The 24776-nt window shown below is 73.6% G+C and carries 24 protein-coding genes; 14 read left to right on the forward strand and 10 right to left on the reverse strand.

Annotated elements, in window-relative coordinates; genetic code table 11:
- The 3 genes from RZ50_RS19080 to RZ50_RS19090 all read left to right on the forward strand — a co-directional run.
- On the forward strand, positions 1-3187 hold a 3187-nt coding region (locus RZ50_RS19080), incomplete at its 5' end, for an RICIN domain-containing protein (RefSeq protein ID WP_217680648.1).
- Between the two features lie 125 nt (positions 3188-3312).
- The gene (locus RZ50_RS19085; protein ID WP_196949380.1) at positions 3313-3627 is read left to right on the forward strand and encodes a helix-turn-helix transcriptional regulator; all 315 of its coding nucleotides are present in this window, start codon (positions 3313-3315) and stop codon (positions 3625-3627) included.
- Positions 3624-4028: an SRPBCC domain-containing protein gene (locus RZ50_RS19090; RefSeq protein ID WP_196949379.1), complete on the forward strand. Its 405-nt coding sequence runs from the start codon at positions 3624-3626 to the stop codon at positions 4026-4028. The genes RZ50_RS19085 and RZ50_RS19090 overlap by 4 nt, the downstream gene beginning before the upstream one ends.
- A 10-nt stretch (positions 4029-4038) precedes the next feature.
- On the opposite strand, the gene RZ50_RS19095 is transcribed toward RZ50_RS19090, so the two are convergent.
- The 3 genes from RZ50_RS19095 to RZ50_RS19105 all read right to left on the reverse strand — a co-directional run bounded on the left by RZ50_RS19095 (position 4039) and on the right by RZ50_RS19105 (position 6269).
- A complete protein-coding gene (locus RZ50_RS19095) occupies positions 4039-4440 on the reverse strand; it encodes a pyridoxamine 5'-phosphate oxidase family protein (protein ID WP_196949378.1) in 402 nt (133 codons plus the stop codon).
- Between the two features lie 114 nt (positions 4441-4554).
- Positions 4555-5187, reverse strand: a complete 633-nt coding sequence (locus RZ50_RS19100) for an MBL fold metallo-hydrolase (protein WP_196949377.1) — start codon at positions 5185-5187, stop codon at positions 4555-4557.
- Entirely contained in the window at positions 5184-6269 is a 1086-nt protein-coding gene (locus tag RZ50_RS19105; RefSeq protein WP_196949376.1) for an S-(hydroxymethyl)mycothiol dehydrogenase, read from the reverse strand. The genes RZ50_RS19100 and RZ50_RS19105 overlap by 4 nt, the downstream gene beginning before the upstream one ends.
- A 651-nt stretch (positions 6270-6920) precedes the next feature.
- Between RZ50_RS19105 and RZ50_RS19110 the strand changes: the two genes are divergently transcribed.
- The 3 genes from RZ50_RS19110 (at position 6921) to RZ50_RS19120 (ending at position 9864) form a co-directional block, all read left to right on the forward strand.
- Positions 6921-8141, forward strand: a complete 1221-nt coding sequence (locus tag RZ50_RS19110) for a cytochrome P450 (RefSeq protein WP_254802879.1) — start codon at positions 6921-6923, stop codon at positions 8139-8141.
- On the forward strand, positions 8138-8491 hold the full coding sequence (locus RZ50_RS29745; protein WP_308271856.1) for a ferredoxin: 354 nt from the start codon (positions 8138-8140) through the stop codon (positions 8489-8491). The genes RZ50_RS19110 and RZ50_RS29745 overlap by 4 nt, the downstream gene beginning before the upstream one ends.
- Positions 8492-8667: 176 nt before the next feature.
- Positions 8668-9864 carry an MFS transporter gene (locus tag RZ50_RS19120; protein WP_196949375.1) on the forward strand — a complete coding sequence of 399 codons (1197 nt, stop codon included), beginning with the start codon at positions 8668-8670 and terminating at the stop codon, positions 9862-9864.
- On the opposite strand, the gene RZ50_RS19125 is transcribed toward RZ50_RS19120, so the two are convergent.
- Both RZ50_RS19125 and RZ50_RS19130 read right to left on the reverse strand, forming a co-directional pair.
- A complete protein-coding gene (locus RZ50_RS19125; protein ID WP_196949374.1) occupies positions 9857-10771 on the reverse strand; it encodes a LysR family transcriptional regulator in 915 nt (304 codons plus the stop codon). The genes RZ50_RS19120 and RZ50_RS19125 overlap by 8 nt on opposite strands.
- A gap of 9 nt (positions 10772-10780) precedes the next feature.
- Positions 10781-12019, reverse strand: coding sequence for a phosphotransferase family protein (locus RZ50_RS19130; RefSeq protein ID WP_196949373.1), 1239 nt, complete (start codon positions 12017-12019; stop codon positions 10781-10783).
- Between the two features lie 76 nt (positions 12020-12095).
- Here RZ50_RS19130 and RZ50_RS19135 point away from each other — a divergent pair, with 76 nt between their 5' ends.
- Positions 12096-12719 (forward strand): 2'-5' RNA ligase family protein, encoded by a 624-nt coding sequence (locus tag RZ50_RS19135; RefSeq protein WP_308271858.1) that lies wholly within the window; start codon positions 12096-12098, stop codon positions 12717-12719.
- Positions 12720-12797: 78 nt separating this feature from the next.
- Here RZ50_RS19135 and RZ50_RS19140 read toward each other — a convergent pair whose 3' ends face one another.
- Positions 12798-13667, reverse strand: coding sequence for a PhzF family phenazine biosynthesis protein (locus RZ50_RS19140; protein ID WP_196949371.1), 870 nt, complete (start codon positions 13665-13667; stop codon positions 12798-12800).
- Between the two features lie 56 nt (positions 13668-13723).
- A complete protein-coding gene (locus tag RZ50_RS19145; RefSeq protein ID WP_196949370.1) occupies positions 13724-14821 on the reverse strand; it encodes a DUF5937 family protein in 1098 nt (365 codons plus the stop codon).
- Between the two features lie 101 nt (positions 14822-14922).
- Between RZ50_RS19145 and RZ50_RS19150 the strand changes: the two genes are divergently transcribed.
- From RZ50_RS19150 to RZ50_RS19175, 6 genes are all read left to right on the forward strand, one after another.
- Positions 14923-16200 carry an MFS transporter gene (locus RZ50_RS19150; protein WP_217680652.1) on the forward strand — a complete coding sequence of 426 codons (1278 nt, stop codon included), beginning with the start codon at positions 14923-14925 and terminating at the stop codon, positions 16198-16200.
- A gap of 128 nt (positions 16201-16328) precedes the next feature.
- Positions 16329-17132, forward strand: coding sequence for an MBL fold metallo-hydrolase (locus tag RZ50_RS19155; protein WP_196949299.1), 804 nt, complete (start codon positions 16329-16331; stop codon positions 17130-17132).
- Between the two features lie 7 nt (positions 17133-17139).
- Positions 17140-17571, forward strand: a complete 432-nt coding sequence (locus RZ50_RS19160; protein WP_196949298.1) for a nuclear transport factor 2 family protein — start codon at positions 17140-17142, stop codon at positions 17569-17571.
- A gap of 118 nt (positions 17572-17689) precedes the next feature.
- Entirely contained in the window at positions 17690-19000 is a 1311-nt protein-coding gene (locus tag RZ50_RS19165; protein ID WP_196949297.1) for an NAD(P)/FAD-dependent oxidoreductase, read from the forward strand.
- Positions 19001-19175: 175 nt separating this feature from the next.
- A complete protein-coding gene (locus RZ50_RS19170; RefSeq protein ID WP_308271862.1) occupies positions 19176-19592 on the forward strand; it encodes a DUF3592 domain-containing protein in 417 nt (138 codons plus the stop codon).
- A gap of 211 nt (positions 19593-19803) precedes the next feature.
- Positions 19804-20787 carry a S1C family serine protease gene (locus RZ50_RS19175; RefSeq protein ID WP_196949296.1) on the forward strand — a complete coding sequence of 328 codons (984 nt, stop codon included), beginning with the start codon at positions 19804-19806 and terminating at the stop codon, positions 20785-20787.
- Positions 20788-20793: 6 nt separating this feature from the next.
- On the opposite strand, the gene RZ50_RS19180 is transcribed toward RZ50_RS19175, so the two are convergent.
- From RZ50_RS19180 to RZ50_RS19190, 3 genes are all read right to left on the reverse strand, one after another.
- The gene (locus RZ50_RS19180; protein ID WP_196949295.1) at positions 20794-21396 is read right to left on the reverse strand and encodes an N-acetyltransferase; all 603 of its coding nucleotides are present in this window, start codon (positions 21394-21396) and stop codon (positions 20794-20796) included.
- 312 nt (positions 21397-21708) lie between these two features.
- Positions 21709-22119 carry a hypothetical protein gene (locus RZ50_RS19185; RefSeq protein ID WP_217680654.1) on the reverse strand — a complete coding sequence of 137 codons (411 nt, stop codon included), beginning with the start codon at positions 22117-22119 and terminating at the stop codon, positions 21709-21711.
- Positions 22120-22131: 12 nt separating this feature from the next.
- On the reverse strand, positions 22132-22686 hold the full coding sequence (locus RZ50_RS19190) for a universal stress protein (RefSeq protein WP_196949293.1): 555 nt from the start codon (positions 22684-22686) through the stop codon (positions 22132-22134).
- A 303-nt stretch (positions 22687-22989) separates the two neighbouring features.
- Between RZ50_RS19190 and RZ50_RS19195 the strand changes: the two genes are divergently transcribed.
- Entirely contained in the window at positions 22990-24765 is a 1776-nt protein-coding gene (locus RZ50_RS19195) for an oleate hydratase (protein ID WP_196949292.1), read from the forward strand.
- The last annotated feature ends 11 nt before the right edge of the window (positions 24766-24776 follow it).

Raw genomic sequence — 24776 nt, forward strand, 5'->3', positions numbered from 1 at the left:
GAGCGGTCCGGCCGCTGCGGGCGAGAGCGCCTCCTCGGTCGACGGGCCGGGCCCGGGCGCCCACGTCAAGCCGATCGGTGTCAGCGTCGACGCCTCCGCCGTGACGCTGACCCCGGACGCCGAGCTGCTCGGCGGCAAGGACACCGTCTGGCCGCTGTACCTCGACCCGACGTTCCAGCCCACGTCGCCCATGGGGACCAGCCACTTCACCGAGGTGCAGCAGGGGTGCCCCGGCAGCCCGCAGTACGACATCGCCCAGGACAACGGCCAGGGCGTCGGCTACCAGCACTACAAGTCGAACTGCTACGGCATGGAGCGGGCGTACTACGAGCTCAACACCGGTGCCGTCGGCCCCGGGATGTACATCGACAGCGCCAAGATGGTCTTCACCGAGACCTACGCCGCCCGCGGGGACTGCAACATCACCGCCCCGGTCACCCTGAAGTGGATGCGGGACGGCATCGGCAACGGCACCGACTGGAACCACCAGCCGAGCGTCTACCAGGACATCGCCACCGAGCGGCCCAAGGGTGCCAGCAGCCCCTGTGGTTGGCAGACCGTCAACTTCGACGTCACCGGCGCCATCCGCTCCGTCGCCCAGCTGGGCGTCAAGGTGTGGACGGTCGGGCTGTTCGGCGACGAGACCGCGTCGACGAACAACAACAACTTCATGCGGTTCAACACCAACCCGTACGTCCTCGCGACCTACGACCTGCCGCCGAACACCCCCGACTCGATGTACACCACCCCCGACTCGGTCAACCCGAGCGGTGCGGCCTGCGGCAACGGGCAGCCGGGCTGGATCGGCCGGACCGTCCAGCAGGGCAACGGCGCGGCCGACATCACCCTGCACGCGTACGGCTCCACGAACATGCCCGGTACCAACATCGTGGTGGGCTTCCACGTCTGGGACAACATGGTCGCCGACGGCAACGGCAACCCCGCCGACGCGTCCTGGCCGACGAGTCAGTCCATCAACGGCCGGGGCTGGGGCGATGCCAACATCGGCGGGCCGGTCCAGGACGGCCACCAGTACGGCTGGAACGCCTGGACCAGCGATGGCCTGCTGGGCAGCGGCAACAGCCTCTACTGCTCCTTCAACGTCGACCTCACCCCGCCGACCCTGGCGCAGATCGCGCCGTCGACCGTCTTCCCCCCGCTGGGCAGCGGGATCAAGCCGACCGGCCACGCCGGTGACGCCGGTGCCACCATCCGGGTGACCAGCACCGACCCCGTCCCCGGCGGCTGCACCCGCCTCAGCTGCCTCGCCAGCGGCGTCCGCGAGTTCCAGTACTCCCTCGACGACAACATCCCCACGACCGGTTACAGCGCCACGCCGGCGGGCGTGGACGCCAACGGTGTCGCGTACGCGGACCTCCCGATCAAGCTCAACCCCGACCAGTGGGGCGCCCACCGGCTCTACGTCCGCGCGGTGGACAACGCCGGCAACACCCAGCCGCAGGCCGCCACCTACGACTTCTACGCCCCCTGGAACCCGGCCACCAAGGTCGTCGCCGGTGACGTCGACCACGACGGCACCCCCGACTACCTGGTCCCCACCGCCGACGGCTCCCTCGCCCTGCTGCCGGGCAACAGCGACTTCACGGCCCAGCCCGGCATCGCCTCGACCAGGTTCCAGAGCCCCGAGGGCGACAACCCCAACGGGGACAGCTGGAACAACTACCTGGTCGCGCACCGTGGTTCGATCAGCGAGAACAGCGTCGACGACCTGTTCGCCTACAGCAAGGCCAGCAAGCGGCTCTACGTCTACTTCAACGACGCCACGAGCGTCCCGGCCGGCACCCCGGGCCACTTCAGCAAGCGTTCCGGCATCGCACAGATCGGCAACAGCGACCTGTGCGCCAAGGGCGTCGACGGCACCTGGGGCAACATCACCCAGATGACCGCGGTGAGTGCGACGGCCACCAGCCCCGGCCGGCCCAACCTCGTCACCATCGAGAACGGACACCTGCGCTACTACCCGGGCACTCCGCTCGGCGGCTGCCTGCTCGCCAAGGGCATCGAGCTCGGCGGCGACAACGAGGACTGGAGCGGCTTCACCCTCCTGGCCCCCGGCATCATCGGCAACGCCCCGGCACTGTGGGTCCGTGACAGCGTCACGGGCGCGATCAGCACCTTCACGCTGCCGCTCGTCGACGACGGCAAGCCCGCGGCGAAGTCCCTGCACGTGCCGACCCGCCAGAAGCTGGTCTCGGCCGTCACCAACGCCGCGGGCGCGAACATGTGCGCCGACATCTACGGCGCCCGCACCGACAACGGCACCGCCGCCCAGCTCTACGACTGCAACACCAGCAACGGCCAGCTGTTCACCCGCGCCACCGACGGCACCCTGCACGTCCTCGGCAAGTGCCTGGACGTCACCGGCGGTACCACCTACAACGGCAGCAACATCCAGCTCTACGACTGCAACGGCACCGGCGCCCAGAAATGGGCCGACGGCCCCTACCCCGGCACCCTGCGGAACCCGCAGTCCGGCCGCTGCCTCGCCGTCCCCAACGGCAGGAACGACCCGGGCAACCGCCTCATCCTCTGGGACTGCATCGACGACTCCAGCCAGAAGTGGACCGCCCCGGCCGCCGGCCAGGTGATCCCCGGTGGCTTCAGCTCCGCCGCCTACCCCACCGTCGAATCCCCCGGTGACGTCAACGGCGACGGGAACCCCGATCTGATCACCACCGCCGCGGACGGCACCCTCGCCCTGTACCTGGGCACCGCCCCCGACGCGGGCCTGCCGCGCTTCAACCCCCCGCGCGTCCTGCCCGTCCCCGCACCCGTCAGCTACAACATCAACTCCGCCTACAACCCCACTCGCTGCCTCGACAACTGGAGTGCCGCCAACGGCACCAACCTGCGGTTCTACAACTGCTGGAGCGGCGCCACCCAGAAGTTCACCTTCGCCACCGACGGCACCCTGCGCACCGGCGGCCGCTGCGTCTCCACCAAGGACAACGCGACGAACAACGGCGCCGAGGTCACTGTCAACGACTGCACCGGAGCCACCGGCCAGGTCTGGACTCTGCGTGCCGACGGCACCATCTACAACCCGACCGCCGACCGCTGCCTCGAACTGCCCGGCTGGAAGGACGACAACGCCACCGCCATCGGCATCTGGGACTGCCTCGGCAACGCCAACCAGCGTTGGACGATGTACCCCAACGCCGCCTGACCACGCATGACACCAGCGGGGCCCCCGGCGCACCCGGCGCCGCGGGCCCCGCTCGTTTGTGTCCGGGCACGCCACGTGTCGGGAGAAGTTGACATGTCGGGAGTTTCCGACGCATGGTGGACCGCATGGCGGATGTCGATGTGTTCAGCGCGCTGGCCAACCCCGTGCGACGGAAGCTGTTGGAGAGCCTGCGGGAGGGGCCTCGGGCAGCCGGTGAGCTGGCCGGGGAGTTCGAGCTCAGCCGGCCGGCGGTCTCCGAGCACCTGGCGGTGCTGCGGAACGCCCGGCTGGTGCGCGAGGAACCGAGGGGGCGACACCGCTACTACCACCTGGAGCCCGCCCCGCTCGCCGAGGTCGGGCAGTGGCTCCACCCCTTCGAGCACTACTGGCGGGCGCGGATGCGTTCGCTGCGCGAGCTCCTGGACGAGGAGAGTTCATGACCGAGAAGGCCGCGATCCACTGCGACGAGTTCCTGCCGTACCCGCCCGCGCGGGTGTGGGAGGCGCTGACCGATCCGGAGCTGCACGCACGGTGGTGGGCCTCCGGGGACGTGAAGGCGGTGGTGGGGCACCGGTTCACGCTGGACATGGGGCCGTTCGGGCAGCAGCCCTGCCAGGTGGTCGAGGTGGAGGAGGAACGGCTGCTGAAGTACTGCTTCGCCGAGGGGACGCTGGACACCACCGTCACCTGGCGGCTGGTGCCCGAGGGCCACGGGACGCGGCTGCTGCTGGAGCACGCGGGCTTCGACCTGGACACCCCAATGGGCCGGCAGGCGCACCAGGGCATGGGGCAGGGCTGGCCGTCGGTGCTGCGCCGGATCGCCCCCGCGCTCGCGGAGTGAGAGCGGGTCCTCAGGCCCGGCCGAGCACCCGGTCGACGGTGATCTCGATGACCACCCGGTCCGGGTTCGCCCGGGGCTCGCGGTAGCGCTCGGCGTAGCGCCGCTCCGCGTCGGCGACCTGCTCGGGCGCGTCCCGCAGCACCGCCACGCCCTCCAGGGTGGACCAGCGGGCCCGGTCCACCTGGCAGACCGCGACCCGCAGGCCTTCCGGCCCGGCCACGGCGACGTTGCGCGCCTTGCGGCTGGTGCGGCTGGTGATCACCCGGGCGATGCCCGCCTCCGGCTGGAAGGTCACGCCGACCGGCACCACGTGCGGCGTGCCGTCGGGGCGGGTGGTGGTCAGGGTGGCGATGTGCCGCTCGCGCCAGAAGGCGAGGAAGGCGTCATCGAGGTCGCGCGGGTCGTGGGCCATGATCGCGATCGTACGGCCCCGGGGAACGATCAATTCCCCCGGGGCCGCACGAACGGTGTGAACCGACGGCCGCGACGGCCTCAGCGGCCGCGCCGCCTCAGTGACCGCGTGGCCTCAGTGACCGCGCGCGATCCACTCCGGCAGGGCCGGGGCCTCGGCGCCGATCGTGGTCGGGTCGCCGTGACCGGTGCGCACCACCGTCTCGGCCGGGAGCGACAGCAGCCGCTCGCGGATCGAGTCGATGATGGTCGGGAAGTGCGAGAACGACCGCCCGGTCGCGCCCGGGCCGCCCTGGAACAGGGTGTCGCCGGTGAAGACGGTGCCCAGCTCCGGCGCGTACAGGCAGACCGCGCCCGGCGCGTGGCCGGGGGTGTGCAGCACGGTCAGCGCGGTGCCGGCCACCTCGATCCGCTGACCGTCGGCGAGTTCGCCGTCCGGCAGCCGCTCGGGGTGGGTGAGCCTCCACAGCGGCAGGTCGTCCGGGTGCAGCAGGATCGGCGCGCCGGTGCGCTCGGCCAGGGCCGGGGCGGCGTCGATGTGGTCGTTGTGCGCGTGGGTGGAGACGATCGCCAGCAGCCGGCGGCCGCCGAGCGCGGCCTCGATGGCCTCGGCGTCGTGCGCGGCGTCGATCACCACCGCCTCCTGGTCGTCGCCGACGATCCAGACGTTGTTCTCGACCTCCCAGCTGCCGCCGTCGAGCTCGAACGTCCCGGCGGTGACCAGCCGGTCGATGCGGGCGTCGGTCACAGGATCACCACCGAGCGGAGCACGTCGCCGTGGTGCATGCGCTCGAAGGCCTGCTCCACCCCGTCCAGTTCGATGGTCTCGGTGACGAAGGCGCCGAGGTCCAGGCGGCCCTGGAGGTAGAGGTCGATCAGCATCGGGAAGTCCCGGGAGGGCAGGCAGTCGCCGTACCAGGAGGACTTGAGCGCGCCGCCGCGGCCGAAGACGTCCAGCAGCGGCAGTTCGAGGGTCATCTCCGGGGTGGGCACGCCGACCAGGACGACGGTGCCGGCGAGGTCCCGGGCGTAGAAGGCCTGCTTGTACGTCTCCGGGCGGCCGACGGCCTCCACGACCACGTCCGCGCCGTTGCCGCCGGTGAGCTCGCGGATCGCCTCGACCGGGTCGGTGGTGCGGGAGTTGACGGTGTGGGTGGCGCCGAGCGTACGGGCCGTCTCCAGCTTGCGGTCGTCGATGTCCACCGCGATGATCTTCGACGCGCCCGCCAGCCGGGAGCCCATCACGGCCGCGCCGCCGACGCCGCCGCAGCCGATCACCGCGACCGAGTCGCCCCGGCCCACGCCGCCGGTGTTGATCGCGGCGCCGAGGCCCGCCATCACGCCGCAGCCCAGCAGGCCCGCGACGGCCGGCTCGGCGGCCGGGTCCACCTTGGTACACTGCCCGGCCGCGACCAGGGTCTTCTCGGCGAAGGCGCCGATGCCCAGGGCCGGGGAGAGCTCGGTGCCGTCCAGCAGCGTCATCTTCTGCTTGGCGTTGTGGGTGTTGAAGCAGTACTGCGGGCGCCCGCGCTTGCAGGCGCGGCACTGGCCGCACACCGCGCGCCAGTTGAGGACCACGAAGTCACCGGGCTCGACCTCGGTGACGCCCTCGCCGACCGACTCCACGATGCCCGCGGCCTCGTGGCCGAGCAGGAACGGGAACTCGTCGTTGATGCCGCCCTCGCGGTAGTGGAGGTCGGTGTGGCAGACACCGCAAGCCTGGATCCGGACCACCGCCTCGCCGGGGCCGGGATCCGGCACCACGATCGTGGTCACCTCCACGGGCGCACCCTTGGCACGCGCGATGACTGCCTTGACCTGCTGGGCCATCCGATTCCACCTCCGTCGGCCGGTGCGGCTCTGCTACCGGCGTGACCTGCGACAAACGACTGCAGAAGACTGCGCACGAAGCGTATCGTCCGCCGCCCCGGCCGCCGACGGACCGGGTCGGGTGATCCGGCTCACCGCGCGAACCGGGCCGGGCGGGCGGCGCGGCTCGCCCCTGGTACGTGCCGTGGGCATATCCGCCGCCTGACCGCGCCTCATGGGGCGCCCACCCCGGCGCTGCCCGATACCAGGGGCGCGCGGGTGGCACTGAGCGCCCATCAGTGCGCCTCGAACTGCCCGGAAAGCGCCGCCGTTGGCTCAAAGTGCCGCAGACGGGTGCCCCGCCGTCCACGTACGGTCGTAGCAGAAGCGGTCCACGCGACCACGCTCAGCACACCTGCCCCACCCGTCGGCACGCCACCGCGCGCCGCACGTGCCGGGCGCGTACCGACCGTACGCCCCGCACGTTTCGCGCCACCCCGCGCACGGGCCCGCCCCCTGCGCGAGGTACGGCGCCCCCTCGTTCCCGGTCCGCCCGAACCCCGGCCGTGAGTCGAGCCGCCCTGGCCGAATCGCCCGTCCCCCGCACGATCCCGGATCCACCCCCCGTCGGGCCGCCCCGCGCGGTCCACCGCCCTGGAGTCTGGAGTACGGATGTCCACCGAGAACAGTGCGACCGGTACCGGCACCGGCACCGCCCCGCTCCCCCCGATGCACTGCCTGCGGCACCTGGAGCCCGGCCCGCCGCGGCTCGCGGCGCTGCCCACGGGCACCCCGGTCTGGCTGGTGAGCCGACACGCCGACGTTCGGCAGGTGCTGACCGACCCTCGCCTGGGCCGCGCCCCGCTCTACGCGCCGGACGCGCCGCCGCTCAGCACCGCGCCGAACATGCTGGACGATCCCCAGAGCATGCTGAACATCGACGGCGCCGAGCACCAGCGGCTGCGCCGCACCGTGCAGCGGGCCTTCACGCCGCGCGCGATCGCCCGCTGGAAGCCCTGGGTGGCCTCGGTGGTCGAGTCGCTGATCGACGAGCTGATCGACCACGGCTCCCCGGCCGACATCGTCTCCACCTACACCCGGCCGCTGCCGGTCGTGGTGATCAGCCGTCTGATGGCGCTGGACAACCTGGACACCAAGCGGCTCGCCCACTGGAGCGACCACGCGCTCTCCACCACCGCCTACAGCGCCGACGCGATCCGCACCGCGATGGCCGACTTCGCCGCCTTCGGTGCCGAGGTGATCGCCGAGCGCCGCGCGAACCCCGGCGACGACCTGGTCAGCAGCCTGCTCGCGGCCGCCGCCGAGGACGGCTCGATCACCGAGCCTCAGCTCGTCGCGCTGGTCATCGGCCTGGTGGTGGCCGGGCACGAGACCACCATGACCAGCCTCGGCAACGCCCTGGTCTACCTGCTGGAGGACGGCCGCGACGCCTGGCAGCGGCTCGCCTCCGACGAGGACAGCGCCGCCGCCGCGACCGAGCAGCTGCTGCGCGCCGTGCCGCTCGGCGACGCCCGGGAGCGCACGCCCGGGCTGCTGCGCCGCACGATGGAGGACGTGGAGATAGGCGGGGTGGTGATACCGGCCGGCAGCGTGGTCGCCGCCGACATCAACACCGCCAACCAGGACCCGGCGGTCTTCACCGGGGATCTGCGCACCGAGCTGTTCTCCCCGCTGGCCGCGCCGCTGCTGACCTTCGGCGCCGGACCGCACCACTGCCTGGGCGCCTGGCTGGCCCGGATGGAGCTCGAACTCGGCCTGCACCGGCTGGCCCGCCGGCTGCCCTCGCTGCGGATGGTCGCGACAGCCGAGAGCATCGACTGGCGGCTCGGGCTGCTCACCCGCAGCCCCAACTCGCTGCAGGTCACCTGGTGACGGGCGCCGCGGGTACGGACCGGCCGGAGACGGGGACGCCGGGCAGGGGGACGCCGGGCAGGGACGAGCCGGGCACGGGGCGGCCGGACGCGTACGGCCCGGGTACGGACTCCGAGCCGGTGGTCGTCCGGGTCGACCGGGACCGCTGCATCGGCTCCGGGATGTGCGCCCTGAGCGCCCCCGCCTCGCTGGCCCTCGGCGAGGACGGACTGGCCCGGCCGGTGGCCGGATACGCCGACGGCGGCGGGGAGTTGACGGACGAACTGTCCGAAGCCGTCGACTACTGCCCGGTCGAGGCGCTCACCCTCCACTCGGCCCTCGGCGGCTACCGGATCGCCCCGGCGGAGTGAGGCCCGCCCGGTGCCGCCCGCCACACCCGTCGCGGGCACGGCGGGCGGCACCGGAAGCCGGAAGCCGGAAGCCGGAAGCCGAGGCGAACGAACCCCCGGCATCGATGAGCCCGGCTAATCGATCGATGAGCTATTCGATCTTGTTCGGCCCTTCTCCCTGCTGGTGAGCTGGCCGCATGACGAACGCGGAAACCCTCGCACCCCCGACCGACTCACCCGCCGCACCACGCTGGTCACCGGTCCTCGCCGTCGCCCTGGCCACCTTCACCGTGGTGTCCTCGGAGATGATGCCGGTCGGCCTGCTCACCCCCATGTCCCACAGCCTGGCCGTCTCCGACGGGACGACCGGCCTCTCCCTCACCATCACCGGCCTCATCGCCGCCGTCCTCTCCCCCCTCACCCCGGCCCTGGTCGGACTGCGCGACCGCAGGTCCGTCCTGATCACCTTCATGCTGCTGCTCGGTGTCGCCAACGCGATCACCGCCCTCGCGCCGAACTTCGCGGTGCTGGCCGTCGGCCGCGTCCTGCTCGGCGGCGCCATGGGCATCGTGTGGGGCCTCGCCGGGAGCCTCGGCCCGCGCCTCGCCGAGGGCCCGAGGATCGCGCTCGCCATGACGCTGATCTTCTCCGGCGTCTCCATCGCCTCGGTGCTCGGCGTCCCGCTCGGCACCTACCTCGCCGCGCTGCTCGACTGGCGCGCCGCCTTCTGGGCCCTCGCCCTGCTCGGCGCCGTCTCCGCCGCCGTCATCGCCGCCACCGTGCCCAGGCTGCCGGTGGCCGAGCGCGGCCGGCTGGGCGGTCTCGCCGAGGTCATGCGCAACCGGGGCGTCGCCGCAGGGACGGCCATCACCGCCTTCGTCGTGCTCGGCCACTTCGCCGGCTACACCTACGTCCGCCCGGTCCTTGAAGCCGACGCGGGCCTCAGCAGCGGCGTCATCGCCGCCTGCCTGCTGGTGTACGGACTGGCCGGCGTCGCCGGGAACTTCACCCTCGGCCCGCTGTCCGGGCGCCGCCCGAAGACCGCCGTCACCATCGCCCTCACCGGCGTCACCCTGGCCGCCGTCCTGCTGCCGTACGCCACCGGCGGCCTCGTCACCGTCCTGCTGGCGCTGGTCGTCTGGGGCGCCTCGTACGGCGGTGTGTCGGTCTCCACCCAGACCTGGGTCCGCACCGCCGACCCGTCCCGGATCGAGGCCTCGGCGGCCGTCTGGGCGGGCGTGTTCAACGCGAGCATCGCACTCGGCTCCTTCGCCGGCGGACTGGTCGTCGACCGGGCCGGGAACCACGCCGTCCTGTTCACCGCGGCCGGGCTGGCCGGCGCCGGGCTGCTCCTCACCCTCCTGACCCGGCCGAACGCGGCCCGGGTCAGCTGACCTCGGCCAGCAGCAGCTCCACCAACCGCTGCGCCAGCCGGTGCGGCCTGCGCTCGCTCTGCACCACCTGCAGCGTGGTCGGCTCCAGCTCGGGCACCGGCAGGTAGCGGATGTCCGGCCGCTGGACGTAACGGGTGCTGCCCTCGCACAGCAGCAGCCCCCGGCGGGTGCTGGCCACCATCGTGAGCCCCTCCTGAACGGTGGCGGCGTCCGCCGGGTAGGCCAGCTCCCGCCCGCTCGGCGTCCGCCTCGGGGCGTTGGCGAGCCGCCAGTACTCGGGCGCCGCCCCGCGCGGCTCGATCAGCTGCAACCCGGCCAGCTCCTCGGCGGACACGCTGTCCGCCCCGGCCGGGTGCCGCGCGGCGGCGACGGCCACGTACACCGGCTGCCGGGAGAACTCCAGCAGCACCTCCAGGCCCGGCTCCCGGCACGGGGAGAGCACGATCGCCAGGTCGAGCTCTCCCCGGCCGAGGCGCGAGAACGGATCGCCCCAGGGCAGCTCGACCAGTTGCGCCGCGCCCTCCGGCAGCCGCGCGATGGCCCGCGCCACCGGCTCGTACACCGCGCACTGGAAGCCCAGCCGCAGCGGGCTGTCCGCCGCGGCGGCCCGCGCCCGGGCGGTGTCGTAGCCCTCCCGGAGCCGCTCGAAGGCGGGCACCACCTGCTCGGCCAGCCCGCGCCCCAGCCCGGTCAACTCGACCCGGCGGCTGGTCCGTTCGAACACCGGGGCGCCGACCCGGCCCTCCAGCCGCTTGATCAGCTGCGAGACCCGGCCCTGGGAGACCCCGAGCAGCTCCGCCGTCCGGCCGAAGTGCAGCTGGTGCACCAGGACGGAGAAGCACTCCAGCTCCTGCAACGGCAGCTCCGGGAGCACCTGGAGCACCGGGGTCGGGGGCGTACGTTCCACCCCGGCAGTCTACGGCCGGGGCGCCGAGGCCAGGGCGGCGCGCAGCTCGGCGGCCGGGTCGCCCTCGTGGTACGGGCGTTCACCGGTCTCGATGTGGTCCAGGAACTCCTGGTAGCGCAGCGCGTACGACAGGTGATGGAGCGGCTCGGCGAGTTCGAGGGCGCGCGCCGGGTCCGAGCCCGGGGCGTGGCGCTGCCAGGCCTCCGTCCAGATCCGGGCGTGGTGGCGCCAGGCCTCCGGCGTGAGGTACGCGCGGGGGCGCAGCCCGTCCAGGGCGGGGTGGCCGAGGCAGGCGTCGGCGTAGTCGACCACCACGGAACTCCGACCGTCGGAGCGCCAGTTACCGGGGTGGAAGTCGCCGTGCACCAGGGTCTCCGGGAGCCCGCAGTCGGCCAGCCGGACCAGCAGCCCGGGCAGGTCGGCGGCGAGTTCGCGGACCCGGTCGAGTTCGGCGGGCGTCAGGTCGGTCTCCTCGGGGAGACGGTCGAGCAGCCGCTCCAGCTGGGCGAGCAGCGTGCCCGGGGTGCGGTCGCGCAGGCCGGCGAGGGCCTCGCGGCGGTCGGCCAGCGCCGCCTGGGCGGCGACCAGGCGCGGGACGACGTCGGCGACGGTCCCGGCGGACGGGCTCCAGCAGTCCTCGCCGGGGACGTGGTCCAGCAGCAGCCGTCCGCCGGCCGGGTCGGCGGCGAGCACGGTCGGGACGAGCGACGGGTCGACGCTGCCGAGCAGCGCGATGACCTCGCCCTCGCGGGCGTTGAACGCGGGCGTGGTGGTCTTCAGCCAGGCTTCGGCGCCGGTGGCGGTCGGCAGGCGGAAGAGGCCGGAGAGGTTCCAGGTGCGGATCTGCCGCCCGGGGGCGGAAGTTGGGCGGCCGACCGCCGCGAGCCGCGCCTCGGCCCAGTCGAGGGCCTCGCGCAGGCCCTGCGGCGTCGCCCAGGCGGCGCGGCGTTCGGCGGGGGCCAGCAGAGCGGCCGTATCACCGTCCAGGGGGCGGGAGTCGAGAGCAACCGGCCGCTGCTGCGCCTCCGCGTGGTAGCGCACCCGGCCGCCGTGGCCGGGTTCGTCGCTGTGCCCGTCGAGCAGCCGCGCCACCAGGACCGGCACCCCGGCCAGTTCCGTCGCCCTCTCGACCACCCCGTCGACGGAGGACCACCAGCCGAGCTCCACCTCGAAGGGGCCCAGCTGCCCGAAGTACTCGTCCCCGTGGGTGAGATCGACCGTCACGGTCCGGCTGCTCGCTCGCTGCATCCGAGCAGCTTCACCCACGACGGCGCCCGAGCGCGAACGGTTTTCCGGCGCCGGGATGGCGCCGGACAATGGCGGTGTGGAAGCACAGCCTGGCCCCGGCAGGGCCGAACCCGCCGACGTTCCGGGCATCGGTACCGCGGGCACCGGTGTCCTGGACGTCGCACCGACGCCCCGTACGGCGGTCGCGTGGCTCCCACCGCCGGAGCTGTGGCCACCGATCCAGGACATCCGCTGGGAGCACGACCCGCAGGTGCGCAGGTGGCCGCCCCACGTCAACCTGCTCTTCGGGTTCGTACCGGAGTCGGAATTCGAACGGGCGACCCCGCTGCTGGCCGCCGCGGCGGCGCGGACACCGCCGTTCACGGCCCGGCTGCGCGGGGTGCGCAGCTTCCGGCACCGGGCGTACGCGACCGTCTGGCTCGACCCGGCGGCGGGCGGCTCGGCGCCGTGGGCGGGCCTGTACCGGGCCCTGCTGGAACGTTTCCCGCGGTGCCGCGGCCACGCGTCGGGCTTCACCCCGCACCTGTCGCTGGGCCGGACCGGGGATCCGGGCCGGCTCGCCGCCGAGTTCGCCGCCCGACTCGGCTCGCGGTCCACCCGGGTCACGGAGATCGTGGTCCTCTCCCGCCGGGGCGACGGGCCGATGCTCCCCCGCGCCACCATCGCCCTGGGCACCGGGGAGCTCCGCGTGGAGGCGTGAACGCCGCGACGACCCACAGTGTCCGGGCCGCTCCGGGCCGCTCCGTGTCGTCCGAGGTCGTCCGAGGTCGTCCGAGCGCTACGGGATCGCGACCGCCGTGCCCGAGACGCGCACCCGGGGGTCCTCCGCGCTCAGTTCGACCTTCAGGACGCCCGGGCGGCCGAGGTCCTCGCCCTGGTGGAGGGTCAGCACCGTCGGGGCCGTCACCGCGCCCCGTTCGCGCAGGTACGCGCCGAAGGCGGCCGCGGCGGCGCCGGTGGCCGGGTCCTCGACCACGCCGCCGACCGGGAAGGGGTCGCGGACGTGGAAGACCTCGGGGGCCTCGCGCCAGACGAGTTGGAGGGTGGTCAGGTCGCGGGCGCGCATGTAGGAGGCCAGGCCTTCGAAGTCGTAGTCGAGGCCGGCCAGCCGCTCGCGGGTGCCGACGGCGAGGACCAGGTGCCGGGCGCCGGCGTAGGCGATGCGCGGCGGCAGCGCCGGATCGAGGTCGGCGGCGGACCAGCCGAGCAGGGCGAGCGCCTGGGCGACGTCGGCGGCGTCGACCTCCCCCACGTGGGGCTCGACGCTGGTGAGCGTCGCCCGCAGCAGGCCGTCGGCGCCGCGCTCGACCTCGACCGGGACGTCGCCGGCCGCCGTGGTGAACAGGTACCGGCCAGGGCCGGTCCGCTCGGCGAGGGCGACGGCGGAGGCGACCGTGGCGTGCCCGCAGAACGGCACCTCGGCCAGCGGGCTGAAGTACCGCACGTCGTAGGCGCCTTGAGACGTGCCCGCGGTCAGGAAGGCCGTCTCGGAGTACCCGACCTCGGCGGCGATCATGAGCATCCGCTGCGCGCTCAGCGCGGTGGCGTCGAGCACCACGCCCGCCGGGTTGCCGCCCTCGGGGCGGGCGGCGAAGGCGGCGTAGCGGAGGATCTCGGGCTGGGCGGCAACGGCGGTGTCGTCGGTCATGACCGGACGAACGCGCTCCGGGCGACCGCTGTTCCCCTCCGCTCCGGCGAACCGGTTCACCGCAGCACCGCCTCCAGCAGGTCGGAGCCGAGCCGGGCGCTGCCCGCCAGGTCCAGCTGGTAGAGCATGTACCGCCCGCGCCGCTGGGTGGTCAGCAGCCCGGCCTTGCGCAGCACGGCCAGGTGACGGGACACCTCGGGGGCGCTGAGCTGCCAGGCGGCGGCCAGCTCGCCGGTGGTGTGCGGGCCGCGGGCCATGGTGCGGGCCAGGCGCAGCCGGACGGGGTGGGCGAGCGCCTCCAGGCGCTGCTGGACGAGGGCGAGCGACACCGGTTCGGGCACGCCCGCCTCGGCGACGGGGTACTGGAGAACGGGCCGCCAGCCGTGCGCGTGCACCACCAGGAGGTGCGGGCGGCCGAAGGCGGTGGGGATGAAGGTGACGCCCCCGGCGTCGGTGCCGCTGGTGGTGTTGTCCTGGAGCTTGTCGATGACGATCCGGCGCCGTCCGTCCCCGCCCTGGTCGAGGGTGACGGAGGGCGAGATGTCGGCGAGCGCCTCGGCGAGGCCCCGTCGGGCGAGCAGGTCGGCCTTGCGGCGGGCGTCGGCGGCGAGGTCGGGCAGGACGCGCTGCCAGGCGTCGGCGAAGAACGCGGACTGGCACTCCTCCAGCATCCGCCGCACCAGGGCCCGGACGGCGGGCGGGTCGGCGAGCAGCCGGTCGGCGAAGGCGGCCTGACGGGGGCCCCGGGCGAGGGCGAGCTCCCGGGCCCGCTCGTTGGCGACCGGGTCGGTGAGCGGGGAGTCCATCCGGCCGGTGAGCCGGGAGGAGCCGCAGGTGGTGATGAGGGCGGCGGCGACGTACAGCTCGTCGTCGATCCGGTCGACGGCGTCGAGCTCCTCGGCGAGGGTGGCGCCGGGCAGACCGGGGACGAGGAAGTCGGCGCGCGAGGAGCGCCAGAGGAAGTCGGCCTCCAGCAGCCGCTCGGACAGCTCGGGCGGGATCACGGCGGTGGTGCAGCTGGCCCAGCCGTGCAGCACGGGGTGGTGCGCGGGCTCGGCGAGCACGTGCAGCATGGCGTTCAGCTCGCCGAGCGGGGACGGCGTGAAGAGCAGGCGCTCCTCGGGCAGTCCGGTGATGTCGATCGTCAAACTCACGACCATGATCCTGCCACCCGCCCTCACCCCGGCTCCCACCGATTGACGGGAAGCGTCAATCCACGTGCCAGACGGCCCGGCCCTGGCGGACGGTACCGGCCATGAGCCTGATCCAGGAGAAGTCCGTCCATGACCACGCCGCCGCCCGCACCGGCGAGCGGCCCGCCCCGCCGATCGGCACCGGCCACGGCCCGTCCGCGCTGCTGAGCCTGCTGACCGCCGCCGGCGGCCCCCGGTACGCGGTGGCGCTCGCAGTGGACGCGGTGGGCGGCGGCATGCTGCGTCCGTTCCTGCTGCTGTACGGCGTGGGGGTGCTGCACCTGCACGCCGGGGCGGTCGGGCTGGCCCTGTCGGCGGGGATGGTCGCGGGCCTGCTGGCGGTGCCGCTGACCGGCCGCTGGATCGACCGCGGCGCCCGTACCCTGCCCGCCGCCGTGACGCTGGTGCTGCGGGCGGCGGGGGCGCTCGCGCTGCTGCTCGCGCACGACCTGGCGGGCTTCACCGCGGCGGCGGTGCTGTTCGGGGTGGGCAGCCAGTCCTGGCCGACCACGCACGCCGCCGTGGTCAGCACGCTGACCGAGGGACGGCTGCGGGACGCCGCGCTCGCCGCCGGGCGCTCGCTGCGCAACGCGGGCATGGGCGCGGGCGCGCTGCTGGCGACCGTCGCGGTGACGGGCGGGGCGGGCGTGATCCGGCTGCTGGCCGGGGTGACGGGCGCGGCCTGCGTGGTCGCCGCCCTGCTGGTGGCCTCGCTGCGGGTCCGGGCGCCGCAGCGGACCGTCGAACAGGCCGGGAGCGTCGAGGCGGCGGGCGAGCCGCTGCGCCGGATCAGCCTGCTGAGCCTCGCCAACCTGCCGTACGCGTTCTGCTTCGACGTGTTGGAGGTGGCGCTGCCCGCACTGCTGGTGTTGCAGCTGCACGCCTCCCCGGCCTGGTCCTCGGGCGTGTTCGTGGGCAACACGGTGCTGGTGATCGCGCTGCAGCTGGCGTTGGTGCTCCGGCTGGCGAAGCGCTCGCGGCGGGCCGTGCTGGCGGTCTCGGGGGCGGCGCTGGCCGCCTCGTACCTGGGCTTCTGGGCGGTCGGGTCGCTGGGCGGTACGGCCGGGGCGGTGGGCATCGTGCTGGTGTCGGTGCCGTACACGCTGGGCGAGATCCTCTACACCGGCTCGGGTACGGCCCTGGTGACGGCCTCGGCCCCGCCGCACCTGCTCGGGCGGGCGCTGGCGCGCTGGGAGCTGTCGATGGGGGTCGGCCGGGCGGCGGCGCCGGCCGTGCTGACGGCGCTGCTGGCGGCCGGGCCGGGGCTGCTGTGGGCCCCCCTGGCGGCCGCCACGGCGCTCGGGGCGCTGGCGGTCCTGCGGCTGGGGCCGGCGGAGTAGCGGTGCCCCACGGTCCGAACGCGCTCCGGACCCGCTCCGGACCCGCAGGCTCTCCGGATGCGGGCCGGGGCCGCAGCGCCGATGCTTGCGGCGAGGCGTGCCCGGCCCGAGGAAGGACACCGACATCCGTGAGCGCTCTTGACTTCGAGATCATCGACTCCCCCGACAGCTCGCTCAACAAGACCTCCGTCCTGGTCACCGGCCCCAACGACGCCCTCCTGGTGGACGCCGGGTTCACCCGCTCCGACGGGCGCCGCCTGGCCGAGCGGGTCCGGGCGAGCGGCAGGCGGCTGACCACCGTGTTCATCAGCCACGGCGACCCGGACTTCTACTTCGGCGCCCAGGAGATCCAGGACGCCTTCCCGCAGGCCCGCTTCCTGGCCACCGCCTCGACCGTCGAGCACATCCAGGAGACCTTCGACGACAAGCTGCGCGCCTGGTCCCGCCTCGGGCCCGAGCTGGCCACCCGGCTGGTCAGGCCCGAGGTGATGCACGGGGACGAGATCGTCTTCGAGGGGCACCGGTTCGAGCTGCGCGGCGCCGACTTCCACCTGCCCGACCGGCACTACCTGTGGCAGCACCACCACCGTGCGGTGCTCGGCGGGGTGCTGCTCTTCGAGGGCCTGCACGTGTGGACGGCCGACACCCCGACCTCCACCCAACGGGCGGCCTGGATCGACCTGTTGGACGGCATCGAGGCGCTCCATCCGACCTGGGTGGCGGCCGGCCACCGCACCGCCGGTGCACCCACCGACCTGAACGCCGTCGACCACACCCGCGCCTACCTGCGGGCCTTCGAGACCGAGATCGGCCGGGCCACGGACGCGACCGCCGCCAAGGAGGCGCTGGAACGGCGCTTCCCGCAGCTCGGGCTGAAGATCGCGGTCGACATCGGCACCAAGGTCGTCATGGGCGAAATGGCCTGGAAATGAGCGCACGATGATCGAGATCCCCCGGGACGTCGCCGGGTTCGCCGAGTCGCCCGCCCCCGCCGACGTGGTCCGCCGCCAGTACCTGGCCTCCGCCAGGGGCGACCTGTCGGCGCTGCGCGCCACCCTCGCCGAGGACGTCGAGTGGACCGAGATGGCCGGCTTCCCGCTGGCCGGCACCTACCGCACCCCCAAGGGCGTCACCGCCAACGTGATGGAGCGCCTGGCCGCCGAGTGGGACAACTGGACGGCTCACGACGACGTCTACGTGGTGGACGGCGAGGACGTGGTGGTGCTGGGCCGCTACACGGCCGTCCACAAGACCACCCGCGCGCCGCTCACGGTCCGGATGGCCCACCACTTCACGGTGCGCGGAGGCCGGATCGTCCGTTTCGAGCAGTTCACCGACACCGCGCTGGTCAGGGACGCGATGACCCGGTAGGGCCGCACGTTCACTCGAACGGGCGAGCACGGCGCGGCGCGCCCGGCGCGGTCTCGACACGCCACCCGGACGGCGGCAGTCTGGCCCTGGATCACGGCCGGAGAGCGAGGAGTTGGGCATGGCTGGCACGGACACCGGTGCGACCGGAGCAGGCGGTTCGACCGAAGCAGGCGGAGCGGGCGGAGCGGGCGGAGCGGGCGACCCGCACGAGCGCCCGATCGTCATCGTCGGGGCGTCGCTCGGCGGCGCCAAGGCGGCGCAGGCACTGCGCGAGGCCGGGTACGAGGGCGGCATCGTCCTGATCGGCGAGGAGCACGAGCGGCCGTACGAGCGGCCGCCGCTGTCCAAGGAGTACCTGCTCGACAAGGAGCCCAGGGACAAGATCTACGTCCACCAGCCGCAGTGGTACGCCGAGCACGACATCACGCTGCGCCTGGGCACGGCGGTCGCCGCCATCGACCCGGCCGCGCACACCGTGACGCTCGCCGACAACGGCCAGGTGCAGTACGCCAAGCTGCTGCTGACCACCGGCTCGGTGCCGCGCCGGCTGCCGGTGCCCGGCGCGGACCAGGACGGCGTGCTCTACCTGCGCCGGGTCGAGGACAGCGACCGGATCAAGGAGGTGCTGCGCCCCGGCGCCCGGATCGCGGTGGTCGGCGCGGGCTGGATCGGCCTGGAGGTGGCGGCCGCGGCCCGGACGGCGGGCGCCGAGGTGACGGTGCTGGAGACACTGGAGCTGCCGCTGCTGCGGGTGCTGGGCCGGGAGGTCGCCCAGGTCTTCGCGGACCTGCACCGCGACCACGGCGTGGACCTGCGCTTCGGCGTCCAGGTGACCGAACTGACCGGCTCCGGCGGCACGGTGAGCGGGGTGCGGCTCGGCGACGGCACCGAGGTGGCGGCCGACGCGGTGGTGGTGGGCATCGGCATCTCCCCCGCCACAGCGCTGGCCGAGGCGGCCGGGCTGGAGCTCGACAACGGCATCAAGACCGACCAGCACCTGCGCACCTCGGACCCGGACGTCTACGCGGCCGGGGACGTCGCCAACGCCTACCACCCGCTGTTCGGCAGGCACATCCGGGTCGAGCACTGGGCCAACGCCGTCAACCAGCCGCAGATCGCCGCCCGCGCCCTGCTCGGGCAGCCGGACGCGGTGTACGACCGCATCCCCTACTTCTTCACGGACCAGTACGACCTGGGAATGGAGTACGTCGGCTACGTCGAGCCGGGCGGCTACGACCAGGTGGTGTTCCGAGGGGATCCGGCCACCCGCGAGTTCATCGCGTTCTGGCTCTCCGGCGGCCGGGTCCTCGCGGGGATGAACGTCAACATCTGGGACGTCACCGACCCGATCCGCGAACTGGTGCGCTCGGGGCGGGTGGTGGACGCCAAGGCGCTGGCCGACCCGAGCGCCCCGCTCACCGAGGTGTGAGCACTCGGCCCACGGTTCCCCGCCGCCACCAGACCACCGGGGCGCTGGGGTTCACCAGTGGACTGGACCGTTCCGGGGCGTCAGGACCGCCGCCGGTGCGTGACACCGCCGGTGCGTGATACTGGAGTCGGGACGTGATACTGGGGTCGGGGGAAGTCTCGGTGCGGGAGGCGTGGTGGGCGGGACGGCCGGTTTCGCCGTGGTCGTGTTCGGCGCGCTGGGCGGTGTGGTCGCCTACCTCGCCGGAGTCGTCGGGCTGCGCGAACTGCGGCGGCTGCGCCGGGTCGGGGTGCCGGTGCGGGCGCTGGTCCTGGCCCGCGTCCCGGCACCGGAGGACCGCTCGCTGCCGCCCCGCCCGCTGCTCCAGTTCGAGACCGAGGACGGCCGGGTGGTCGAGGTCTTCTCCCCCGTCCCCTCCACCTCGCGCCACCCCCTCCCCGACGGCGGCTACGTCCCGGTGCGCTACGACCCGGCGGACCCGCGCCAGGTCCTGGTGGACGGCCGGGAGCGCACCCGCCTGGAGTACGCCTTCGTCGCACTGGGCCTGCTGATGCTGCTGGCCTCGATCACCCTGGGCGCGGCGGTGCTCTGAGGCATGCCATCCGGGAACGACGGCTCCCCGTCCCGGGACACGACCATCTCCGGCTGCTGATCGCAGCACCCTGAGGCCGGGCCCGCCCACCGCGCGGTGGGCGGGCCCGGCCTTGACCGATCCCCTCCAGGCCGGCCGGGGCATCCAGGGGAAGCCTCAGCAGCCCACCGTTGTTGCTATCTCTCACAACCTCGCGAGAGGGGTGAGCACCATGGCCGACACACTGCCGGGGCCGGAGACCGCCCCCGAGGCGGAGGCTCCGCTGGACGCCTACTCGCGGATCGTCACCTCCGTCGCCGCCGCCGTGACCCCGAGGGTCGCGGCGCTCCAGGTGCCGCGCCGTGGGCGGGGCGGGTGGTTCAGCACCGCGCTGGGTTCGGCGGTGGTGTTCACCGAGGACGGCTTCCTGCTCACCAACGCCCATGTGGTCGGCCACGCCGACGCCGGGACACTGGCCTTCGGCGACGGCACCACCTCTCCGTTCCACACCATCGGCGCCGACCCGCTCTCCGACCTGGCGGTGCTGCGCGCCGACGGCCCGACGCCCTCGCCCGTCACCCTGGGCGAGGCCACCGCGCTGCGGGTGGGGCAGCTGGTGGTCGCCGTCGGCAATCCGCTCGGCCTGGCGGGGACGGTCACGGCGGGCGTGGTCAGCGCGCTCGGCCGCTCCCTGCCGACCCGCTCCGGCAACGCCGCACGGGTCATCGACGACGTGATCCAGACCGACGCCGCCCTCAACCCCGGCAACTCGGGCGGCGCGCTGACCACGGCCACCGGCGAGGTGGTCGGCATCACCACCGCCGTCGCCGGCAACGGGCTCGGCCTGGCCGTGCCGATCAACGACACCAGCCGCCGGATCATCGCCGCCCTGCTCGCCGAGGGCCGGATCCGCCGCGCCTACCTGGGCCTCGCCGGGATCCCGGCGCCGCTGCCGCCCGTCCTGCGCGAGCGCACCGGGCAGCGCACCGGCCTGCGGATCGTCGAGGTGGTCCCCGGGGCGCCCGCCGACCGGGCCGGGCTGCACGAGGGCGATCTGCTGCTCACCGCCGCCGGGGAGCCGATGAGCAGCGCACAGTCGCTCCAGCGCCTGATGCTCGCCGACGCGATCGGCCACCCGCTCCCACTCACCGTCCTGCGCGGCGAGGCCCTGGTCGACGTCCTCGCCGTCCCGGCCGAACTCGCCGCCGAGGACTGACAGGGTCTAGAGCGGGCGCAGGGGCTCCCGGCGCATCACCCACAGCGTCGGCCCGCCGTCCGACAGGTGCACCTGTTGCAGCACCTCGAACCCGAAGTGCCCGTAGACGGCCAGGTTCGCCTCCTTGGAGGACTCCAGGTAGACCGGCAGCCCCGCCTCGTCCGCCCTGGCCAGGCCCGAGCGCAGCAGGGCGGCGCCGTGCCCCCGGCTCTGGGCGGCCGGGTCGGCGCCCAGCACCGCCAGGTACCAGTGCGGCTCCTGCGGGGAGCTGGCGGCGGCCGCCTCGACGGAGCGCCGGAAGGGCTCGGCCCGGTCGCCGAGGAGGTCCGCCAGCTCCCGGAGGGTGTCCTCGTCCGGGACGGCCTTGTCCTGCGCCTGCGGCGGCACCCAGAAGGCGGCCGCGTCCTCGGTGCGCTCGCACACTCCGTGCGGGCCGTACTGCCGGGTGAACAGCGTGGTGAAGTAACTCCCCAGCCCGGTCTGCCGGGTGGCCTTGTCCGGGAAGAACCAGGCCATCATCGGGTCGTCGTGGAAGGCCCGGGCCAGCACGCGGGCGATGGGCTCGGCGTCGTCGAGCGTGGCCGCCCTCGGCGTGTTCGTCATTCGCATACGGCGATTCTGCGCGGCCTTATCCCCTCCGGCGGGGTGGGGTCGGTGAACTGCCGCCCACCCGCGGTCGGCAGATCGACCGTCAGACGGGGTGGCCGCTGCGGGCCGCCACAGCCGGCCGGTCCGCTGTCCGAACGGCGGCCACTCCGCCTCGGGGCGTCGGACACCCCGTTACCTGTTTCCACCGGTTGCCGCGGGCTCCGGAGTACCGGCCGGGGCCCGGGGTTCGGCGTGGTCCGCCCGGAACGGGGCGGACCGTCTGTGGGCGCTTCAAACCGTGCGGTCCAGGCCGTGCGGTTCAGGCCGTACGGTTCAGGCCGTACGGTCGAAGCGCAGCAGGGCCACCCGTACCGTCCGGCGCGGGAGGGCGGTGGGCAGGGAGACCAGCAGCGCGGTGGCGGTGAAGGCCGCGAAGTGCCCGCCCTCCGGCCAGGGTCCGGCCCAGCCGAGTTCGGCGTGCCGGTGTTCGGCGAAGGCGTTGCAGCAGAGCCACGCGGCCAGGCCGATCACCGGCGCGGCGCCGGGCCGGGAGAAGCCGCCGAGCAGGCCGCACAGGGCCAGGTAGGCGGCGAAGGCGAGCCAGCCGGAGTGCAGTTCGCCGAGTCCGCCGAGGCCGAGGGCGAGCAGACCGCCGGTGAGCAGGGCGACGCTGCCGGAGGTGGGGACGGCGAGCCGTTCCAGCACCGGGTGGTAGCGGCCGCCGCCGGGCCGTGCCGAGTACATCCGCACCGTGAACTACCCCTTCGCCGCGACGAGTTCGGGTGCGGGGCCGACCGGCAGGTGCCAGCGGGTGCGGCGGTGCAGCGTTTCGAGGTCGTGCAGCAGCTCGGGCACCGGGACGGTCAGCACCGGGCAGCCGGCCGTGCGGGCGCAGTGGGCGGACACCGAGCGCCGCAGCCGGCGGCGCAGCGGGCCGCCGCTGCGGCCGAGGACCAGCAGGTCGTCCGGCCGGTCGGCGAGGTGCACCAGGGCGGGCCCGGTCTCGCCGCGGATGACCACGGGGCGCAGCGGGACGCCGGGCTCGGCCCCGCCGAAGGCGGCGTCCAGCGCCTCGGTCAGCCGCCGCTCGGCGGCCTCCCGTACGGCGGCCAGCAGCGGCGGGCAGGGCGAGCGCCGGTAGCCGTGCTCCCCGCCGGGCGGTTCCCAGGCGAGGGCCGGCACCAGGACGGCGCCGCGGCGGCGGGCCTCAGCGACCCCTCGGTGCAGTGCCGCCAGGCTGCCCAGCGATCCGCTGACCCCGACCACCACCCGGGGTGCTCCGCCGTCCTCGTTCCGCCCGTTGCCGTGCATGATCCGTCCTCGTGTGGTTGCGCGTCGCGTCGTGCTCCGTCGTGCTCCAGCCAAGCGCGTCCGGGGCGGCTGACCAGCTCTTCTTGACGCCTCCCTGACGCCCCGGAGGGCGTTCCCTACGCGGTCCATACGCGGCCCGCGCGCGGGGCACCCGCGCTCCCCCGGAGCCCGCCTCACCCGTTCGGCCTAACCAGCGCGCGAAGATCACTTTCACGTGAATGGATGGTTGGTGAACGGAACGGCCCCCGGGCACTCGCGTACCCGGCGGGCTGTTCGATACCGAACTTTCTAGGGAGAGCGGGCTTGTTCTACAGCAGCGGCAACTACGAGGCGTTCGCCCGGCCGAGGAAGCCCGAGGGGGCCGAGCGCAAGCGGGCGTGGTTCGTGGGATCGGGCCTCGCCTCGCTGGCCGGGGCCGCGTTCCTGGTCCGCGACGGGCAGGTGCCCGGTGAGCGGATCACCGTCCTGGAGCGGCTGAAGCTGGCGGGCGGCGCGCTGGACGGCATCAAGGAGCCGGAGAAGGGCTTCGTCGTCCGGGGCGGGCGCGAGCTGGAGGACCATATGGAGTGCCTGTGGGACCTCTTCCGCTCGGTGCCCTCGCTGGAGGTCGAGAACGCGTCCGTGCTGGACGAGTTCTACTGGCTCAACAAGGACGACCCGAACTTCTCGCTCCAGCGCGTCACCGAGCGCCGTGGCCAGGACGCCGGGACGAACGGTCTGTTCGCGCTCAACGACAAGGCGCAGAAGGACATCGTCCGCATCTTCCTCGCCACCCGCGAGGAGTTGGAGGGCAAGCGGATCAACGAGGTCTTCTCGCAGGACTTCCTGGACAGCAACTTCTGGCTGTACTGGCGCACCATGTTCGCCTTCGAGGAGTGGCACGGCGCGCTGGAGATGAAGCTCTACCTCCATCGCTTCATCCACCACATCGGCGGCCTGCCGGACCTGTCGGCGCTGAAGTTCACCAAGTACAACCAGTACGAGTCCCTCGTGCTGCCGCTGACCCGCTGGCTGATGGACCAGGGTGTCCGGTTCCGCTTCGACGTCGAGGTCACCGACATCGACTTCGACCTCTCCCCTGGCCGCAAGCAGGCCACCCGGATCCACTGGCGCGAGGGCGGCCAGGAGGGCGGGGTGGACCTCGGCGTGGACGACCTGGTGTTCACCACCATCGGCTCGCTGACCGAGAACTCCGACAACGGCGACCAGCACACCCCGGCCCGGCTGGACGAGGGCCCGGCCCCGGCCTGGGACCTCTGGCGCCGGATCGCCGCCAAGGACCCGGCCTTCGGTCGCCCCGAGGTGTTCTGCGGCAACATCGACGAGAGCAAGTGGGAGTCCGCGACCGTCACCACCCTCGACGCGCGCATCCCGCACCACATCCAGAAGGTCGCCAAGCGCGACCCGTTCAGCGGCGGCGTGGTGACCGGCGGCATCGTCACCGCCCGCGACTCCTCCTGGCTGCTGAGCTGGACGGTCAACCGCCAGCCGCACTTCAAGCAGCAGCCCGCCGACCAGATCGTGGTCTGGGTGTACTCGCTGTTCGTCGACCGCCCCGGCGACTACGTGAAGAAGCCGATGCAGGAGTGCACCGGCGAGGAGATCACCCAGGAGTGGCTGTACCACCTGGGCGTTCCGGTGGAGGAAATCCCCGAGCTGGCCGCGAACGCCGCCCGCTGCGTGCCGGTGATGATGCCGTACGTCACCTCCTTCTTCCTGCCCCGGCACGCGGGCGACCGGCCGGACGTGGTGCCCGAGGGCGCGGTCAACTTCGCCTTCATCGGCCAGTTCGCCGAGACCACCCGGGACTGCATCTTCACCACCGAGTACTCGGTGCGCACCGGCATGGAGGCCGTGTACCGGCTGATGGGCGTCGAGCGCGGCGTACCCGAGGTGTTCAACTCCACCTACGACGTGCGCAAGCTGCTCGCCGCCACCACCCGGCTCCGCGACGGCGCCGAACTCGCTCTCCCCGGGCCGGAGTTCCTGCGCAAGCGGCTGCTGCGCCGGGTGGAGGCCACCGAGGTCGGCGAGCTGCTGCAGGAGTTCGGGCTGATCGAGGACGAGCGGCGGCACTGAGGAGTCGCACA

It is taken from the genome of Kitasatospora sp. SUK 42 (assembly GCF_015776785.2).
In the GTDB taxonomy this organism is placed as follows: Bacteria; Actinomycetota; Actinomycetes; order Streptomycetales; family Streptomycetaceae; genus Kitasatospora.

What these genes read in the sequence shown, in the direction of transcription:
- RZ50_RS19085 (WP_196949380.1), top strand. Translation starts at nt 3,313, where the DNA reads ATGGCGGATGTCGATGTGTTCAGCGCGCTGGCCAACCCCGTGCGACGG.
- RZ50_RS19090 (WP_196949379.1), top strand. Translation starts at nt 3,624, where the DNA reads ATGACCGAGAAGGCCGCGATCCACTGCGACGAGTTCCTGCCGTACCCG.
- RZ50_RS19095 (WP_196949378.1), bottom strand. Translation starts at nt 4,440, where the DNA reads ATGGCCCACGACCCGCGCGACCTCGATGACGCCTTCCTCGCCTTCTGG.
- RZ50_RS19105 (WP_196949376.1), bottom strand. Translation starts at nt 6,269, where the DNA reads ATGGCCCAGCAGGTCAAGGCAGTCATCGCGCGTGCCAAGGGTGCGCCC.
- RZ50_RS19110 (WP_254802879.1), top strand. Translation starts at nt 6,921, where the DNA reads ATGTCCACCGAGAACAGTGCGACCGGTACCGGCACCGGCACCGCCCCG.
- RZ50_RS19120 (WP_196949375.1), top strand. Translation starts at nt 8,668, where the DNA reads ATGACGAACGCGGAAACCCTCGCACCCCCGACCGACTCACCCGCCGCA.
- RZ50_RS19130 (WP_196949373.1), bottom strand. Translation starts at nt 12,019, where the DNA reads ATGCAGCGAGCGAGCAGCCGGACCGTGACGGTCGATCTCACCCACGGG.
- RZ50_RS19140 (WP_196949371.1), bottom strand. Translation starts at nt 13,667, where the DNA reads ATGACCGACGACACCGCCGTTGCCGCCCAGCCCGAGATCCTCCGCTAC.
- RZ50_RS19150 (WP_217680652.1), top strand. Translation starts at nt 14,923, where the DNA reads ATGAGCCTGATCCAGGAGAAGTCCGTCCATGACCACGCCGCCGCCCGC.
- RZ50_RS19160 (WP_196949298.1), top strand. Translation starts at nt 17,140, where the DNA reads ATGATCGAGATCCCCCGGGACGTCGCCGGGTTCGCCGAGTCGCCCGCC.
- RZ50_RS19165 (WP_196949297.1), top strand. Translation starts at nt 17,690, where the DNA reads ATGGCTGGCACGGACACCGGTGCGACCGGAGCAGGCGGTTCGACCGAA.
- RZ50_RS19175 (WP_196949296.1), top strand. Translation starts at nt 19,804, where the DNA reads ATGGCCGACACACTGCCGGGGCCGGAGACCGCCCCCGAGGCGGAGGCT.
- RZ50_RS19180 (WP_196949295.1), bottom strand. Translation starts at nt 21,396, where the DNA reads ATGCGAATGACGAACACGCCGAGGGCGGCCACGCTCGACGACGCCGAG.
- RZ50_RS19185 (WP_217680654.1), bottom strand. Translation starts at nt 22,119, where the DNA reads ATGTACTCGGCACGGCCCGGCGGCGGCCGCTACCACCCGGTGCTGGAA.
- RZ50_RS19190 (WP_196949293.1), bottom strand. Translation starts at nt 22,686, where the DNA reads ATGCACGGCAACGGGCGGAACGAGGACGGCGGAGCACCCCGGGTGGTG.